This is a genomic window from Enterobacter sp. JBIWA008 (genome assembly GCF_019968765.1).
GTDB lineage: Bacteria > Pseudomonadota > Gammaproteobacteria > Enterobacterales > Enterobacteriaceae > Enterobacter.
The window spans coordinates 131,192-146,390 of the sequence record NZ_CP074149.1 but is presented as its reverse complement, the minus strand read 5'-3'; the positions used below and the strand labels follow the sequence as shown (position 1 = coordinate 146,390).

Below are 15,199 nucleotides of genomic sequence, written 5' to 3'. Positions count from 1 at the left end.
TGCCGCCGATGTCCGTTAACACCATAGAGTCGCCTGATGCGCAACCGATTGCGCAGAAGCAAAATAGCGAACTGATTTACCGCCTTGAAGACCGCCCGCCGCTGCCGCAAACGCTTTTCGCCGCCTGCCAGCATCTTCTGGCTATGTTTGTTGCGGTGATCACCCCGGCGCTGCTGATTTGCCAGGCGCTCGGCTTACCGGCGCAGGACACGCAGCACATCATCAGCATGTCTCTTTTCGCCTCCGGCGTGGCCTCGATTATTCAAATAAAAGCGTGGGGTCCGGTGGGGTCGGGTTTGTTGTCGATTCAGGGCACCAGCTTTAACTTCGTGGCACCGCTGATCATGGGCGGTACGGCGCTGAAAACCGGCGGTGCGGATGTTCCGACCATGATGGCGGCGCTGTTCGGCACCCTGATGCTGGCCAGCTGCACGGAGATGGTCATCTCCCGCGTTCTGCATCTGGCTCGCCGCGTCATCACCCCGCTGGTTTCCGGCGTCGTCGTGATGATTATCGGCCTGTCGCTGATCCAGGTGGGCCTGACCTCCATCGGCGGCGGCTATGCCGCAATGAGCGACCACACCTTCGGCGCGCCGAAAAACCTGCTGCTGGCGGGTGTCGTGCTGGCGATCATTATTCTGCTTAACCGTCAGCGTAACCCTTACCTGCGCGTCGCCTCACTGGTGATCGCCATGGCGGCGGGCTATCTGCTGGCGTGGGCGCTGGGCATGCTGCCGGAGAACACCGCGCCGAACAACAGCTCGCCGATCGTCGTCCCCACGCCGCTATACTACGGTCTGGGCATTGACTGGGGTCTGCTCCTGCCGCTGATGCTGGTCTTTATGATCACCTCTCTGGAGACCATCGGTGATATCACCGCCACCTCCGACGTCTCCGAGCAGCCGGTGTCCGGCCCGCTGTACATGAAGCGCCTGAAAGGCGGCGTGCTGGCTAACGGCCTGAACTCGTTTGTCTCTGCGGTATTTAACACCTTCCCGAACTCCTGCTTCGGTCAGAACAACGGCGTGATCCAGCTGACCGGCGTGGCCAGCCGCTACGTGGGTTTTGTGGTGGCGCTGATGCTGATCGTCCTCGGCCTGTTCCCGGCGGTAAGCGGCTTTGTGCAGCACATCCCTGAGCCGGTGCTGGGCGGCGCAACGCTGGTCATGTTCGGGACTATCGCGGCCTCCGGCGTGCGTATCGTCTCCCGCGAGCCGCTGAATCGCCGCGCGATCATGATTATCGCGCTGTCGCTGGCCGTTGGCCTGGGCGTTTCCCAGCAGCCGCTGATCCTGCAGTTTGCGCCTGACTGGGTGAAAAACCTGCTCTCTTCCGGCATTGCCGCGGGCGGTATCACCGCTATCGTTCTGAACCTCGTTTTCCCGCCTGAGAAAAATTGATTTCTCTCACGGCAGGCAGTCAATGCCTGCCGTGACATCTAATTACACCATTCCCGCCTTGAGGATTGCGCATAAATCGTGCATAACTCCCTTATGTGCGTTTTGCGGGATGGAAGACCATGAAATTTATTGGAAAGCTCCTCATCTATCTTCTGGTAGCCCTGCTCATTGTGCTGCTGGCGTTCTACATTTTGATCCAGACCCGCTGGGGTGCGTCTCAGGTCAGCAACTGGGTGACGGTGAATACCGACTACGAACTCAGCTTCGACAAGATGAATCACCGCTTTTCGTCGCCTTCCCACATCATTCTGGAAAACGTCACATTCGGTCGGGACGGTAAACCCGCCACGCTGGTAGCCAAAAAAGTCGATATTGGCCTGAGCAGCCGCCAGATAACCGATCCGCTGCATATGGACACCATTACCCTGTTCGACGGCACGCTGAATCTATCGCCTCAGACGGCGCCGCTGCCTTTCCAGGCGGATCGTCTGCAGCTTAACAACATGGCGTTTAACAGCCCGAATACCGAATGGAACCTCAGCGCGCAGAAGGTCACGGGCGGCGTCAGCCCGTGGCTTCCGGAAGCCGGCAACGTGCTGGGGAATAACGCGCAGATCCAGATGAGCGCGGGTTCGCTGACCCTGAACGGCGTACCGGCCACCAACGTGCTGATCGAGGGCCAGCTTAACGGCAAGGAGGTGGTGCTGAAAACGATTGGTGCCGATATGGCCCGCGGCTCGCTCACCGGCTCCGCCCTGCGCAACGCCGACGGGAGCTGGATTATCGATACGATGCGCCTGAACGAGATCCGCCTGCAGAGCGATAAAACGCTGACCGCGTTCTTCGCGCCGCTGGCCACCATCCCCTCTCTGCAGATTGGTCGTCTGGACGTGACCGACGCCCGGCTTCAGGGCCCGGACTGGGCGGTGACCGACCTCGATTTAAGCCTGCGCAACCTGACTCTCAGCAAAGGCGACTGGCAGAGCCAGGAAGGCCGTCTGTCCATGAACGCCAGCGAGTTTATCTACGGCTCGCTGCATCTTTTCGACCCAATCCTGAATGCGGAGTTTTCCCCGCAGGGCATGGCGCTGCGTCAGTTCACCTCCCGCTGGGAGGGCGGCATGGTGCGCACCTCCGGTAACTGGCTGCGCGACGGCAAAGCGCTGGTGCTGGACGATGTTGCCATCGCCGGGCTGGAGTACACCCTGCCGCAGAACTGGAAAACGCTGTGGATGGAGCCTCTGCCGGAATGGCTGAACAACGTGACGCTAAAAAAATTCGGCCTGAGCCGCAACCTGGTGATCGATATCGATCCGGCTTTCCCGTGGCAAATCACCTCTCTTGATGGCTATGGGGCTAACCTGCAGCTAGCGCAAGACCATAAGTGGGGCGTGTGGGGCGGTAGCGCCACGCTGAACGGCGCGGCGGCGACCTTTAACCGCGTGGACGTGCGCCGTCCGTCGCTGGCGCTGAATGCCAACGCCGCCACGGTGAACATTACCGACCTGAGCGCCTTTACCGAGAAAGGTATTCTGGAAGCCACGGCGACGGTTTCACAGCTGCCGCAGCGGCAGACCACGGTGAGCCTGAACGGGCGCGGCGTTCCGCTCAACGTGCTGCAGCAGTGGGGCTGGCCTGCGCTGCCGATTACGGGTGACGGGAATATTCAGCTCACCGCCAGCGGCAGCGTGCAGGCCAGCGCACCGCTGAAGCCAACGGTGAACGGCAAGCTGAACGCGGTGAATATGGATAAACAGCAGGTGCAGCAGACGATGACGGGCGGTGTGGTTTCAACACCGCCTTCACCCCAGCCCTCTCCCTGAAAGGGAGAGGGAGCAAACCATTCCCTCTCCCCTTTGGGGAGAGGGTGAGGGGAATTAAAGGTGAACCACCACCTCATTCTCCTCCGCTTTCACCACCACACCCCACTCGCTGCCCGCGTGCGATCCGCCCTTCACGACGCTCACCTTCTGCACGTTGCGCAAGCACACCGACCAGTTTTGCGCGTCTCCCGCGCCGGTAAAGGTCACGAGGTCGCCCCGACGTGACGCCTTCAGCGTAAACGCCACTGAACCGTCCGCCGCAGGGACTTCGCTCAACGCCGTTGCACCGTCGTCCAGGTTAAACAGCTGGAAGGCCGTCCCCGCGTTCCACGCGTAGTCCGGCTTCTGTTTATTATTACCCAGCGCCAGCAGCGTGTTGTCGCGCACGTAGACCGGCAGGCTCATGAAATCGTGCTGCTGCTTATGCCAGCGGCTGCCCTGAATTTCGTCGTTGTGCCACAGGTGCGTCCAGCGCCCTTCCGGCAGCCAGAACTGCACGTCGCCCGCCTCGGAGAACACCGGCGCGACCATCACCGCATCCCCCAGCATGTACTGACGGTCGAGATAGTCGCACGCCGGATCGTCCGGGAACTCCAGCATCATCGCCCGCAGCATCGGCGTGCCGAACTCGCGTGCCAGCGCTGCCTGACGATACAGATACGGCATCAGCTGACACTTCAGCTGCGTGAAGTGGCGTACCACGTCGCAGGACTCGTCGTCGTACGCCCACGGCACGCGGTAGGATTTGCTGCCGTGCAGGCGGCTGTGGCTGGAGAACAGCCCGAACGCGCACCAGCGCTTATAGACGTGCGCCGGGGCGGTATTTTCGAACCCGCCGATATCGTGGCTCCAGAACCCGAAGCCGGACAGACCAATCGACAGCCCGCCTCGCAGGCTTTCCGCCATCGATTCGTAGTTGGCGTAGCAGTCGCCGCCCCAGTGAACCGGAAACTGCTGTGCACCGACGGAGGCGGAGCGGGCAAACAGCACCGCCTCTTCCTCCCCCACCGTCTCTTTCAGCACGTTCCACACCAGCTCGTTATAGATGTAGGCGTAGTGGTTGTGCATCTTCTGCGGATCGGAACCGTCGAACCACTGCACGTCGGTCGGGATACGCTCGCCAAAGTCGGTCTTGAAGCAGTCGACGCCCATATCCACCAGGCCTTTCAGCCTGTCGGCATACCACCGGCATGCGTCCGGATTGGTGAAGTCGTAAATCGCCAGCCCCGGCTGCCATTTGTCCCACTGCCATAGGGAGCCGTCCGGGCGCCTGAGCAGATAGCCCTTCTCTTTCAGCTCCCGGAAGATCGGGGATTTCTGGCCGATGTACGGGTTAATCCACACGCACACCTTCAGCCCTTTCTCTTTCAGGCGGCGGATCATGCCTTCCGGATCCGGGAAGGTCACCGAGTCCCACTCGAAGTCGCACCACTGGAAGGCCTTCATCCAGAAACAGTCGAAGTGGAAGACGTGCAGCGGCAGGTCGCGCTCGGCCATGCCGTCGATAAAGCTGTTTACCGTCGCTTCGTCATAGTTGGTAGTGAAAGAGGTGGTCAGCCACAGGCCGAACGACCAGGCAGGCGGCAGCGCCGGACGCCCTGTGAACTGCGTATAGCGGTTCAGCACCTCTTTCGGCGTCGGGCCGTCGATGACGAAGTACTCCAGATACTCGCCTTCGACGCTGAACTGCACTTTAGAGACCTTCTCGGAGCCGACTTCAAACGAGACGTTCTCCGGGTGATTCACCAGCACGCCGTAGCCGCGGTTGGTCAGGTAGAACGGGATATTTTTGTAGGACTGCTCGGTGCTGGTGCCGCCGTCGCGGTTCCAGGTTTCGACCGTCTGGCCGTTGCGCACCAGGGCGGTAAAGCGCTCGCCAAGACCGTAGACCGTTTCCCCCACGCCCAGATCCAGACGTTCGAACACGTAATTGCGGTCGGTATTGCTGTCCTGCACGTAGCCGTTGTTTTTCAGCTGGCTGCCGGTAATGCGCTGGCCGTTGCGCAGGAAGTCCAGCGCCCAGAACTCGCCTTTGGTGACGCGCACGCTGACGCTGCCGCTTTTCAGCTCGGCAAACTCGGCGTTGTTTTCAATCTCTACCTTAACGTCTTTCAGAACGTTCAGCGGATAGTGCGGGCCGTTATTCAGCGCGCCCTGGAAGTGCTCGATGCGCACCCCGACAATCCCTTCCTGCGGGGCAAACAGGCGAACCGTGAACATCAACGTGTCGAGCTGCCAGGTGCGCTCGCGCACGTCGCGCGGCGCAACAAACAACACCAGGTCATTGCCCTGCTGCTCCACGTCGAACACCTGAACCGGATACGTCACGTTCAGGCCCGGTTGAATGAGCCAGTTTCCATCACTGATTTTCATACTCTCGTCCTCTTAGTTCTGTAATTCTTTGCTGACCGGCAGGTTTTCAAACTCCTGCTGATTGCGGCGCGCGCCCTGCGCCAGCTCGCCCATGATTTTGGTCAGGAAAGGGGTTTTCAGCGTGTAGTAGCGTTTGGCGATGATGGCGCTCAGCACGTAGCAGACCGCCGGGGCCAGGGTAAACAGGCCGATAATGATGCTGATGGTCGCGCTGTTCTGGGTTTTGGCTGCCGCGTCGTAGCCGCCGCCTGCCAGCATCCAGCCGATCATCGCCCCGCCCAGCGCCAGGCCGAGCTTCAGCACGAACAGCGTGCCCGCAAAGCTGATGCCGGTCAGGCGTTTGCCGTTGGTCCATTCGCCGTAGTCGACGGTATCGGACATCATCACCCACTGAATCGGCGTCACAAGCTGGTGCAGCACGCCAATAACGAAGATAAAGGCAAACATCAGCACGGTGGCGTGCATCGGCACGAAGAACATCGCCACGCTGACCACCGCCAGCGCGGCGTTAGTCCACCAGAAGATGCTGACCTTGCACTTCCAGTCGGTAAGCGGTTTCGCCAGCGCGGAGCCAATCAGGTTGCCGACGCAGTAGGTGGTGAGGAACGCGACGAACACCTCCGGCGAGCCCATGATCCAGGTGCAGTAGTACATCATCGCGCCGCCGCGCACGCAGACGGCGAGGATGTTGAGGATGGTGAGCACGCCGACGATGCGCCACTGGTCGTTGTGCCAGATATCGCGCAGGTCTTCCCGCATGGAGGTGGTGCTCGGCGGAACCTGGATGCGCTCTTTGGTGGTGAAGAAGCAGAACGCCAGCATCAGGAACGCGACCACCGACAGCACTGCGATGCCGCCCTGGAAGCCGAACGCCTTATCGTCGCCGCCAATCAGGTTCACCAGCGGCATCATCAGCACCGTGGAGAGCATGCCGCCCGCCGTCGCCAGCACAAAGCGCCAGGACTGCAGGGAGATACGCTGCGTCGGGTCGTTGGTGATCACGCCGCCGAGCGCGCAGTAAGGAATGTTGACCACGGTGTAGAGCAGGGTCAGCAGCGTATAGGTGATGGCGGCATACACCATTTTGCCGTTGTGGCTGAGGTCCGGCGTGGTGTAGGCCAGTACGCAGACGATACCGAACGGGATAGCCCCGAACAAAATCCACGGACGGAACTTGCCCCAGCGGCTGCGGGTACGGTCGGCAATCAGCCCCATGCACGGGTCGGAGATCGCATCCAGCGCGCGGGCCAGCAGGAACATCGTGCCGACAAATCCGGCGGGAATGCCAAAAATATCGGTATAGAAAAACATCATGTACAACATGACGTTATCAAAAATGATGTGGCTGGCGGCGTCTCCCATGCCGTAGCCAATCTTCTCTTTTACTGACAATACTTCGCTCATCTTTTTATCCTTCACGCTGTAGGGGGCGCTGAGACCGGTTAGAGTATTTTTAAACCATTGTTTCTTGAGCGGGTATTGCGTTATCTGGTTAGCAGATTACGTTTCTTGTTTTTTGTGATCGCGGTAAATAATGGAGAGCACGAATGGCTAACATGAGGATTTTATTAGGAATTAACTGAAACAGGGGGGTGCAGGTCAAAAGAGAGGTGAAAAAAGTGTGCGGGGGTATGTGGTAAATGCCTGAAAGTAGCTATAATGCGCCCCGCCTCCATGTAGCAATGCAGGCGCGGAAGATCGTCATCTCCGGTGAGGTGGCTGGACTTCAAATCCAGTTGGGGACGCCAGCGTTCCCGGGCAGGTTCGACTCCTGTGATCTTCCGCCAATCAATGTCTCTCTGACTCTCCTTAACTCAACTAAGCCCCCATAATTACTGGATTTAACGTTTGATATTGTCTCTGTAAATCAACGGTACTCTACCCACATCAACGCAATGTTGGGGGTGCTTTAGGGGGTGCAAAATTGTATGCTGTTTTTTGGCACCCCCAAGCTATGTGGTAACCCCTGATTCCTCTCTTTTGGCTGTGCCACACATACACCGCTGCTTATATTTTCAATGGAGATGCTATGCCACTAACGGATATCAAAGTGAAATCGGCTAAGCCGACGGATAAGGCTTACAAGCTAACTGACGGTGGCGGCATGTATCTGCTGGTTAAACCGAATGGCTCAAAATACTGGCGACTGAAGTACCGTTTTGTCGGCAAAGAAAAGATGCTGTCGTTCGGCGTTTATCCGGATGTCTCTTTAGCCGATGCACGCCAAAAGAGAGACGAGGCGCGTAAAGTCTTGGCTGCGGGGGGCGATCCTGGTGAGGTGAAGAAGGCGGATAAGCTGGCGCAAAAGCTCTCTACTGAAAATACGTTTGAGGCTATTGCCCGCGAGTGGCATAGGCAAAAGGCCGATCGTTGGTCGTTACGCTATCGTGATGAAATCATCGATACTTTCGAAAAAGACATATTCCCTTATCTTGGCCGACGCCCGATAGCTGAGATTAAGCCAATGGAGCTGCTCGAAACGCTCCGGCGCTTGGAGAAGCGCGGTGCGCTGGAGAAGATGCGTAAAGTACGCCAGCGTTGTGGAGAGGTATTTCGCTATGCCATCGTGACAGGGCGTGCGGAATACAACCCGGCCCCCGATCTAGCGACTGCCTTGGCAACGCCAAAGAAAACTCATTTTCCCTTCCTTACCGCAGAAGAACTTCCATATTTCATTAGGGATCTGGCCGGGTACACCGGCAGTGTGATCACTAAAACGGCGACGCAAATCATCATGCTGACGGGGGTTCGTACCCAGGAACTACGCTTTGCACGTTGGCAGGATATCGACTTTGAGAAGCGTCTTTGGGAGATCCCACCTGAGGTGATGAAGATGAAACGGCCCCATATCGTCCCGCTGTCGGAGCAGGTTGTGGAGCTATTTCAGTCACTAAAACCGATTACCGGCATGTATCCTCTGGTATTTATAGGGCGAAATGACCGGACAAAGCCGATCTCTAAGGAAAGCGTTAATCAGGTGATTGAGTTGCTTGGATATAAGGGGAGGCTGACAGGGCACGGTTTTCGCCACACGATGAGCACAATCTTGCATGAGCAGGGATTCAATTCGGCCTGGATAGAGACGCAGCTTGCTCATGTGGATAAGAACGCGATTCGCGGTACATATAACCATGCACTGTATCTGGATGGGCGACGAGAAATGATGCAGTGGTATGCTAATTACATCGAGAAACTGATGTACAAGGAAACACCGTAATGTAACTTCAGATACCCGGCCATAAGGCTGGGTATCCGTTTATTATTAATTTTTTGCTTTCAGGCCCCCACTCTTTACTTTCTGGCACAGAGACTGTGCCTCATTGTTCTACTCATCAGCGTCTGACGCAATATATGAGGCGGCTGTAAGTATCCTGCATACTTTCCAGAGTGACGGTAACATTTTAACTGAAGCAAGAAAGTAACATTAACTGGTGAAGCAACACGGGACACCTTTGTAATTGTCGTCCAATAACAAACGACAACCGAAGGGATGACAGTTGGTCTGATGCAGCTTATGAAGCTTTCATTGTTGTGTGTAAGCACACCCTTTTTAGTTCCATGCACTTTTTGAGATTTCCGGTTTAGTATCAGGCGATAAAATTATAGAGGCTACTACTTAAAATAACATGAGAGCGCTTGCTCTTATATTCTTGAGCTATACAAGTCATGTTATCGATAATAGCAATACTAAGGATTTATGATAGGTGCTTTAATAAGAAATGCCACTGTCATTTTTTATAATTTTCACATCTCAGACTTATAAAAATTTCCTTACAAGAAAATAGAATTATATTTGAAGCGATAATTAAACAAGCAGGTATCATCATAACTAATGAAGTCTGCCTATTTTTACTCCAATCACCTTTAGTAAATAACTATATATTAACTTTTTGGAGGTCTTTGTTGATATAAGAACGGTTGGAATAATGCACAGTGGATAGATAGTCAGATAATATATCATGAGGAGGTATAGTGTTGTTTTTTTCACGAGCCCACCCATCATATGTTCGTACTTCAATAAATGGATTTGATAATCCTTTTTGAACCCAACGCTCCTCTCTCCTGTTATTACTTAACTCCGAATCTCTCCCATAGATCAAAATTCCTCTTACAGCAAAAAATGGCGGTAAGTCATTATGAGACTTTAATGGGACTAATATATCTCGAAAGGCATCTTGGTTTCTCGCGTACCAACCCAGCCAATCTTCCACTTGTCCGTATGCGTGATTGAAACTTTGAGTAAATGAATCATTTTTATTAAAAATTGATTTAGAAGGTTTTTCGATTTCAATCAGATAAACATATGTAGGCCCAGAACGAGGATTTACCCATGTAAAATCTGTAACAAAATCGACACCTAATGGAAGTTTAGCTATCAATGTATTCGATAGCGCATAGGCAGTGCCAATGATTGAGGCCGGATGTTTCTCGAAAAATTTCTGCACTGTAGACTCTTCGGGGTCAGTATTAATTAAGGCGATCAATTCGTTCATTTTTTATACCCATTATTAGTTCAACCAACTTTGTGAGTTAATAGCTGTTCTAACAGTACATGAGCCTCAGCGCTCGGATATATTGATATTGGAAATCAGAAGAGTAAAATATCAAAAGCCTATCAGAAAAGTAATATGCTTTTAGTCTGATAGGTTGTAACCTCTGTATACGGAATAATAGATGATTTAATTAAGCATCAGTTAACCATTCCATCGGGACCAATTTAATACCGTCGCGCCATTCTGGCAATCCAACGACACCATCAATTTCTCCCCAAACTTCGCGTGGTGCATGATCTAAAACTATTAGTTGAAGTTTCCCATTTTCCTTAATCACTACGTTACCCATTGTTTCAAATGCCCGTCTAACAGCTTCAACATCTTCATCACGAAGCTTTGGTTCATCTTCATTAGCAACGTTTTGAAGCTGAGTAGATTTAGGAAAATAGACCTGACTTGGTTGATCAAGAATAAGAAAACTGGGTACAGGATTATTTTTTTGACTTAAATAAAATTGATGGAGAGAGAGTAATACTGCCAAATGATAGGAGAGCCAATTTGAGCCACTTCCTATCTCTGAAAGATAATCATCACGCTCACCCCCTAACACTTTGATTGTTAGGTCATTAATTTCTAAAGAAATAGGTGCATTTGGGTCTTCAACATCTAAACCTTGAAGGATATTCCCTGCTTTAGCGTTAATAACTCTTAATGCTTGGCTTTTACGCAATTCGATATCTTTTTCACGTAACTCTTTTTCCCAGTTCTGTACTATTTCTTTGAGATTATTTACTTCTTCTACAAGTTCACTATCGCTTCCTAGTTTTCTATGTAACTCTAGCGCAGATTCGATATTGCCGACAAAACGCTCAGCACGCCTGGTGGAAAACTGTTGCTCACGCGCCTCCTTCGATCTGCTCGTTAAGGCTCGCTTACTTAACTGAATGGACCTTAAACGCTCGGTTGCGTTAGACACTTCAGAGGTTACACGTTGTAGCTCTCTATCAAATGCGGCTGGAACTTCCTTATGGGTATCAGCACCTATCGCAGCCTCAACATCTGATAGTCGTTGGACAAGAACTTGTAGCTTTTGCTTGGCAGAATCAGAATGGCTACCACACATGGGGCAATCTGACTCATCATTTGCGTTAGATAATAACCAGTCAGAAATTTTAAGCCGGTCACGTTGCATTAGAAGGGCATTTTCATATTGATGTACTCCAACTCTTAGACGGTTCATTTCTTCAAGACGGTGACGCATTGTAGTTAGTTCACGAGAAACTAATCGCTCTTCGTTTTCAAGCTTATTTAATTCATCCAAAGCGTCTGAAATTGTTGATACGGTTACTTCCAAAGCTAGATCGGTTTGTGAAATAACATTTTCAAGGTGCCCAATCATTTGCTCTCGGGATAACTGTTCTTGCGGTTTAGGTACCAAGCCAAGCTCTTGGGCCTCACTGTACTTAGACTTTAAATCAGCAAGCCATTGTGCTGATATAGTTTGGACATCTTTGAGTTCTCGTTCTTTGCGACGTAACAATAGGCGAGCTCTATTGAGCTCAAACTGTTTAGCCATTAATTCAGATGTTACTGCGCCAAGGACATAGGGAAAAATCTTCCGCAATTTTTCCCTATGTTCATAGGTATTAGTTTTAAAGAATAAAACATCGGGATTAGCAACAACGTTTTGCGGCTGAAATGTGAAAGCAGCTAAATCACGAAAAGCTGGTCGGCCATCAAATCCTGAATTTTCATCACCACCTGAAAAGTCAAGATTCGAAAGGTTAGCCAAATCATCAAGCATTCTCTTTACTGCAATAACATTAGTGTTTTTTTCCAGACGGCTTGGGATGGACGTAATATTTTCAGCCTCTAATACATACATATCAGTGGTGCTACGTTGGTTTCCTGGTTCTTTTCGTGCCAACAATTTTTCACCTTGCTCTGTTGCCACGACGATCCCAAACCACTCACAATATCTACGAATAGTATTTACTGGAATTGAACAGCTATTGGAACCAAGACAATAATCAATGATGGGAATTACTGCCGATTTCCCAGTGCGTGAGGCACCACTGATGACATTAACTTTGCCGAGTTCAAAACGAATGGTACGAGGCTTAAATTTTTTATTTCGTGGCCAGAGTATGATGCCTCGAATTTGAAAATACATTAGAGTTTCACCTTTAAAGTTGTCACAACCTCATGAATCGAGAGTTCACCAAACCAAGAGCCCAGTTTTTCTGCCAAATCCATGAGTATCTTCACCTCATCCGATAATCCCCTCGCCTTTGTTTTCGATAAAGGGATTACATCACCCTCATCTTGCAATTTGAGTAGATCGCCTGCGACAGCAAGCTCAATTGATCGCAGGCTAAGCTGTCGCCAACGGATTGAACGTTCATGAATTTGAAACAGCAAATCTTGCTTTGATACCGACGAATCGCCAAACTTTGCAGCAAAAGCCCGCAGCCCTGAACTTTTATAGGTACGCTTAACAAACTCAGAAGTCTCTTGATGCAGAATTATAGGTAGTACCAGAAAGAGAAATGGAAGAGGAGGGGGCGCGCTTACCCGATTAGTTTTGACATAACCACAACAAAACCGCCATACAAGAGCAGCGCCTAATGCAGGATTCTGAATATTTTGAGCTTCCCTTGCCAGCATTTTATGCGACCTTCTTATTCTTCAACTGCGTCGTATAGTTTGGATGCCATCCTACAGCTAAGCTATCAGCTAAAATATGATAGCAACCGGGAATAAAATGGCTTGGCGGAGACATAGCCTGAAGTGGGGTATTAAACTGCATACATTCAAAGTAAAGTAGCTGCCCTTGATCTTGTTCGGGCTTTTCTCTGTGTGTTAAACCACAGATTCTCTGTTTATTCTTCCATGTTCTCTGAAGCACAGTATCCAAATCATCAAATGAGGTTTCGTCAACCTCTCCTCGCGCTGCCCAATCAGTTCGGTCAAATGAGGCCATTAAATAGTCACTTATGGCTCCAAGTATTTCTTCATAAGGCAGGCCGATGATCTCTAATTGTTGGACAAATTTATCAGGAAGATACTCCTGAGCCTTCTCTTTTACTGGGGCCTGAGCACGGCTAGAAAGAACCATCTGGCGATCTATTTTCTGAACATATGCTTTGTACCAAGTGTAAAAATCATCACGGGCAATGACAGCAGGTTTTTCTGCCTCTAGAAGCATATCGATGTGGCGTTTCACTTTTCCGCAAAGGTAATTAGTGATATCACTAACCTTTGAAGGCGAGACAGGATGGCTTCGCACACATGCTTCAAGATCTGCTTGTGGACTACCACTACCAAGTGTCAGTTGAAAGTTGCAAATAAGTCGTTGTAGAAGGTTTTGGTCTGCGGTAAAGACTTTTTCGACGTATTTGGAAATTTCTTTCGAGATGTCATCCTTCAAATTGAAGTGTGGTGAATCTCCCCATAATTCTGTTCGGGCATGGGTAATGGCTTCTTGGGCATCCTCTGGTGTTTTAGCTTCATTAAACTTTTTAACTATACTCCCTTCAACTGGACGCGATACATATAGCTCAAAAATGGCTTTTTCCACTTCGAAGCCTAGGGATGTAGCAAGGTCAATCCAATTAGAAAGTGTTTTCCATAATGATTTTGCACGATCAGCTGCAGGATTAGCTGTAAGAGCGCTTTTACTTTGAATGAATCTGATATCACCAGAATTATTCTCTTGGGCAACGTCATCAAGTACCTCCAAACTGCAAAGACTACCCTCAGGCGCTTGAAGCAACAAATGAGTGAGCAGTGTAAATTGAAGGCTGTACCCTAACGCTTGACCAGGAACCTCAGTTTTCCGCTTGGGCTTAGATTGACCATTCTTTTTTGAAATTGCCATATGGTTCCATCCGAAATAGAAGGTGCTATTTCACCCTTTTGGGCATATTACAAGAAGATAATGGTGAAAATCTAGATTATCACCCAGAATTCTGTTCAAGTTCACATTCGAAACCATTATCTTGAAATATCTAGTTTTTTAACGAAAAGCTGGGACTGTCTCCTTTATGCGATAACCTTTCTTAGTTGCATCACGTTATTCTCCAGTTGAACCTCGGCGTCTTCCAGCTTGGCGACCAAACGTTCACGCTGCCCTTGCGATTTCCGCCGCATCACGTTTCTCCGGGGAGCTGATGGGCTTCGCGCAGGAAAGACAATATTTTCTGTGCTGACGTATTCGGTCACGTTGCTGATCCGTCAGCCCATGGTGCTGCATCACATCAAGCCAGCGGCTGGCAGCCCTGTGCCAGAGACCAGCAGCCTCCAGCTTGTGTGCAGCCTCATCCTCCACCATCATATCTTACCCTTGAGACCCGTTTTTTCCTTTTGAAGGACCTCAGCCCCAGACTGGTTGCCCTGTGCTTTATCGCCGGGATCGTCCTGTGGGCAAGCTTCTCCTTTACCCCACGGGCACCAGACTCAGGATATATGGCTCTTAACAGGCTGTCTTCATCAGGCTGCCAGAACCGGGGTTCCGTCAGCCCCATTTTTCCGGCCTGGGCAAAAATGGCCTCCCGGGTACGGGTCGGCAGCAACGCTTTTATTTTATCAATCCCTTTACTGTAGTGCGCCTGCATCAACGCCTGTTCCCTTTCCGACCAGGGCCGGTTTTTCCATGTTCCAAGGTCAAATTTGACCACTGCCGCCCTCACCGCACTGACGCTTCTGCCCAGTCTGGCGGCAACCTCTTTTGTTGGCAGATTTCTGTAATGTTTTTCCAGAAAGGCCTTCTCTTCACGGCTCCAGCTGCTGCGACCGGTGATCCCTGCATGGGAGGCTTGTAGGAAAATAGCTTTGCGTGAACGCCCGGGTAACAGTGACATGACATACTCTATACCTTCTGTATAGTGGGTCCGGAGCAATACCAGCTCCTCTTCCGACCAGGGCGGTGCCACGCCCCGGGACAGACCGGAAAGCTGAACAATCCGGGCTACCCCATTGGCTGACCGGCCAATCCGCTCCCCGATTTCACGGGCAGACAACTGGCCATAGTGTTGTTCCACAAACGTAATTTCGGCGACCGTCCACTGTGTCCAGTGATTACGGTGACGCTGCGTTTTATCCACCATGT

Annotated in this window: 11 protein-coding genes, 1 tRNA gene and 1 pseudogene; 4 read left to right on the top strand and 9 right to left on the bottom strand. The window is 51.6% G+C overall.

Going from position 1 to position 15,199, the window contains the following annotated elements; genetic code table 11:
- Nucleotides 1-8 precede the first annotated feature (8 nt).
- Together xanP and KGP24_RS00710 are read left to right on the top strand one after the other, a co-directional pair.
- Nucleotides 9-1,400: a xanthine/proton symporter XanP gene (gene xanP, locus KGP24_RS00715; protein WP_223562047.1), complete on the top strand. Its 1,392-nt coding sequence runs from the start codon at nucleotides 9-11 to the stop codon at nucleotides 1,398-1,400.
- Between the two features lie 119 nt (nucleotides 1,401-1,519).
- The gene (locus KGP24_RS00710) at nucleotides 1,520-3,223 is read left to right on the top strand and encodes an AsmA family protein (RefSeq protein WP_223562046.1); all 1,704 of its coding nucleotides are present in this window, start codon (nucleotides 1,520-1,522) and stop codon (nucleotides 3,221-3,223) included.
- Nucleotides 3,224-3,277: 54 nt separating this feature from the next.
- Here the strand turns inward: KGP24_RS00710 and yicI are convergent, their stop codons facing one another.
- Together yicI and KGP24_RS00700 are read right to left on the bottom strand one after the other, a co-directional pair.
- Complete coding sequence (gene yicI / locus KGP24_RS00705) at nucleotides 3,278-5,596, bottom strand: alpha-xylosidase (RefSeq protein ID WP_223562045.1); 2,319 nt, start codon at nucleotides 5,594-5,596, stop codon at nucleotides 3,278-3,280.
- Between the two features lie 12 nt (nucleotides 5,597-5,608).
- A complete protein-coding gene (locus KGP24_RS00700) occupies nucleotides 5,609-7,000 on the bottom strand; it encodes a glycoside-pentoside-hexuronide family transporter (protein WP_223562044.1) in 1,392 nt (463 codons plus the stop codon).
- Nucleotides 7,001-7,288: 288 nt separating this feature from the next.
- Between KGP24_RS00700 and KGP24_RS00695 the strand changes: the two genes are divergently transcribed.
- Both KGP24_RS00695 and KGP24_RS00690 read left to right on the top strand, forming a co-directional pair.
- Nucleotides 7,289-7,383: transfer RNA gene (locus KGP24_RS00695), tRNA-Sec, on the top strand.
- A gap of 242 nt (nucleotides 7,384-7,625) precedes the next feature.
- Entirely contained in the window at nucleotides 7,626-8,813 is a 1,188-nt protein-coding gene (locus KGP24_RS00690) for an integrase arm-type DNA-binding domain-containing protein (RefSeq protein WP_223562043.1), read from the top strand.
- Between the two features lie 658 nt (nucleotides 8,814-9,471).
- On the opposite strand, the gene KGP24_RS00685 is transcribed toward KGP24_RS00690, so the two are convergent.
- From KGP24_RS00685 to KGP24_RS00655, 7 genes and pseudogenes are all read right to left on the bottom strand, one after another.
- Nucleotides 9,472-10,089: a Shedu immune nuclease family protein gene (locus KGP24_RS00685; RefSeq protein WP_223562042.1), complete on the bottom strand. Its 618-nt coding sequence runs from the start codon at nucleotides 10,087-10,089 to the stop codon at nucleotides 9,472-9,474.
- Nucleotides 10,090-10,279: 190 nt separating this feature from the next.
- A complete protein-coding gene (locus tag KGP24_RS00680) occupies nucleotides 10,280-12,262 on the bottom strand; it encodes a DUF3732 domain-containing protein (RefSeq protein WP_223562041.1) in 1,983 nt (660 codons plus the stop codon).
- Entirely contained in the window at nucleotides 12,262-12,756 is a 495-nt protein-coding gene (locus KGP24_RS00675; protein ID WP_223562040.1) for a three component ABC system middle component, read from the bottom strand. Before KGP24_RS00675 ends, KGP24_RS00680 begins: the two co-directional genes overlap by 1 nt.
- A gap of 1 nt (nucleotide 12,757) precedes the next feature.
- Nucleotides 12,758-13,969, bottom strand: coding sequence for an ABC-three component system protein (locus tag KGP24_RS00670; RefSeq protein ID WP_223562039.1), 1,212 nt, complete (start codon nucleotides 13,967-13,969; stop codon nucleotides 12,758-12,760).
- Between the two features lie 185 nt (nucleotides 13,970-14,154).
- A pseudogene (locus KGP24_RS00665) lies at nucleotides 14,155-14,226 on the bottom strand (hypothetical protein); the annotation flags it as partial.
- Entirely contained in the window at nucleotides 14,213-14,422 is a 210-nt protein-coding gene (locus KGP24_RS00660) for a PerC family transcriptional regulator (RefSeq protein WP_223563565.1), read from the bottom strand. The gene KGP24_RS00660 and the pseudogene KGP24_RS00665, both read right to left, overlap by 14 nt.
- The gene (locus KGP24_RS00655) at nucleotides 14,409-15,197 is read right to left on the bottom strand and encodes a hypothetical protein (protein ID WP_223562038.1); all 789 of its coding nucleotides are present in this window, start codon (nucleotides 15,195-15,197) and stop codon (nucleotides 14,409-14,411) included. Before KGP24_RS00655 ends, KGP24_RS00660 begins: the two co-directional genes overlap by 14 nt.
- Nucleotides 15,198-15,199 lie beyond the last annotated feature (2 nt).

Bases quoted from the DNA above. Each gene is read 5' to 3' on its own strand.
- xanP (WP_223562047.1), top strand. From the start codon at position 9: ATGTCCGTTAACACCATAGAGTCGCCTGATGCGCAACCGATTGCGCAG.
- KGP24_RS00710 (WP_223562046.1), top strand. From the start codon at position 1,520: ATGAAATTTATTGGAAAGCTCCTCATCTATCTTCTGGTAGCCCTGCTC.
- yicI (WP_223562045.1), bottom strand. From the start codon at position 5,596: ATGAAAATCAGTGATGGAAACTGGCTCATTCAACCGGGCCTGAACGTG.
- KGP24_RS00700 (WP_223562044.1), bottom strand. From the start codon at position 7,000: ATGAGCGAAGTATTGTCAGTAAAAGAGAAGATTGGCTACGGCATGGGA.
- KGP24_RS00690 (WP_223562043.1), top strand. From the start codon at position 7,626: ATGCCACTAACGGATATCAAAGTGAAATCGGCTAAGCCGACGGATAAG.
- KGP24_RS00685 (WP_223562042.1), bottom strand. From the start codon at position 10,089: ATGAACGAATTGATCGCCTTAATTAATACTGACCCCGAAGAGTCTACA.
- KGP24_RS00680 (WP_223562041.1), bottom strand. From the start codon at position 12,262: ATGTATTTTCAAATTCGAGGCATCATACTCTGGCCACGAAATAAAAAA.
- KGP24_RS00675 (WP_223562040.1), bottom strand. From the start codon at position 12,756: ATGCTGGCAAGGGAAGCTCAAAATATTCAGAATCCTGCATTAGGCGCT.
- KGP24_RS00670 (WP_223562039.1), bottom strand. From the start codon at position 13,969: ATGGCAATTTCAAAAAAGAATGGTCAATCTAAGCCCAAGCGGAAAACT.
- KGP24_RS00660 (WP_223563565.1), bottom strand. From the start codon at position 14,422: ATGGTGGAGGATGAGGCTGCACACAAGCTGGAGGCTGCTGGTCTCTGG.
- KGP24_RS00655 (WP_223562038.1), bottom strand. From the start codon at position 15,197: ATGGTGGATAAAACGCAGCGTCACCGTAATCACTGGACACAGTGGACG.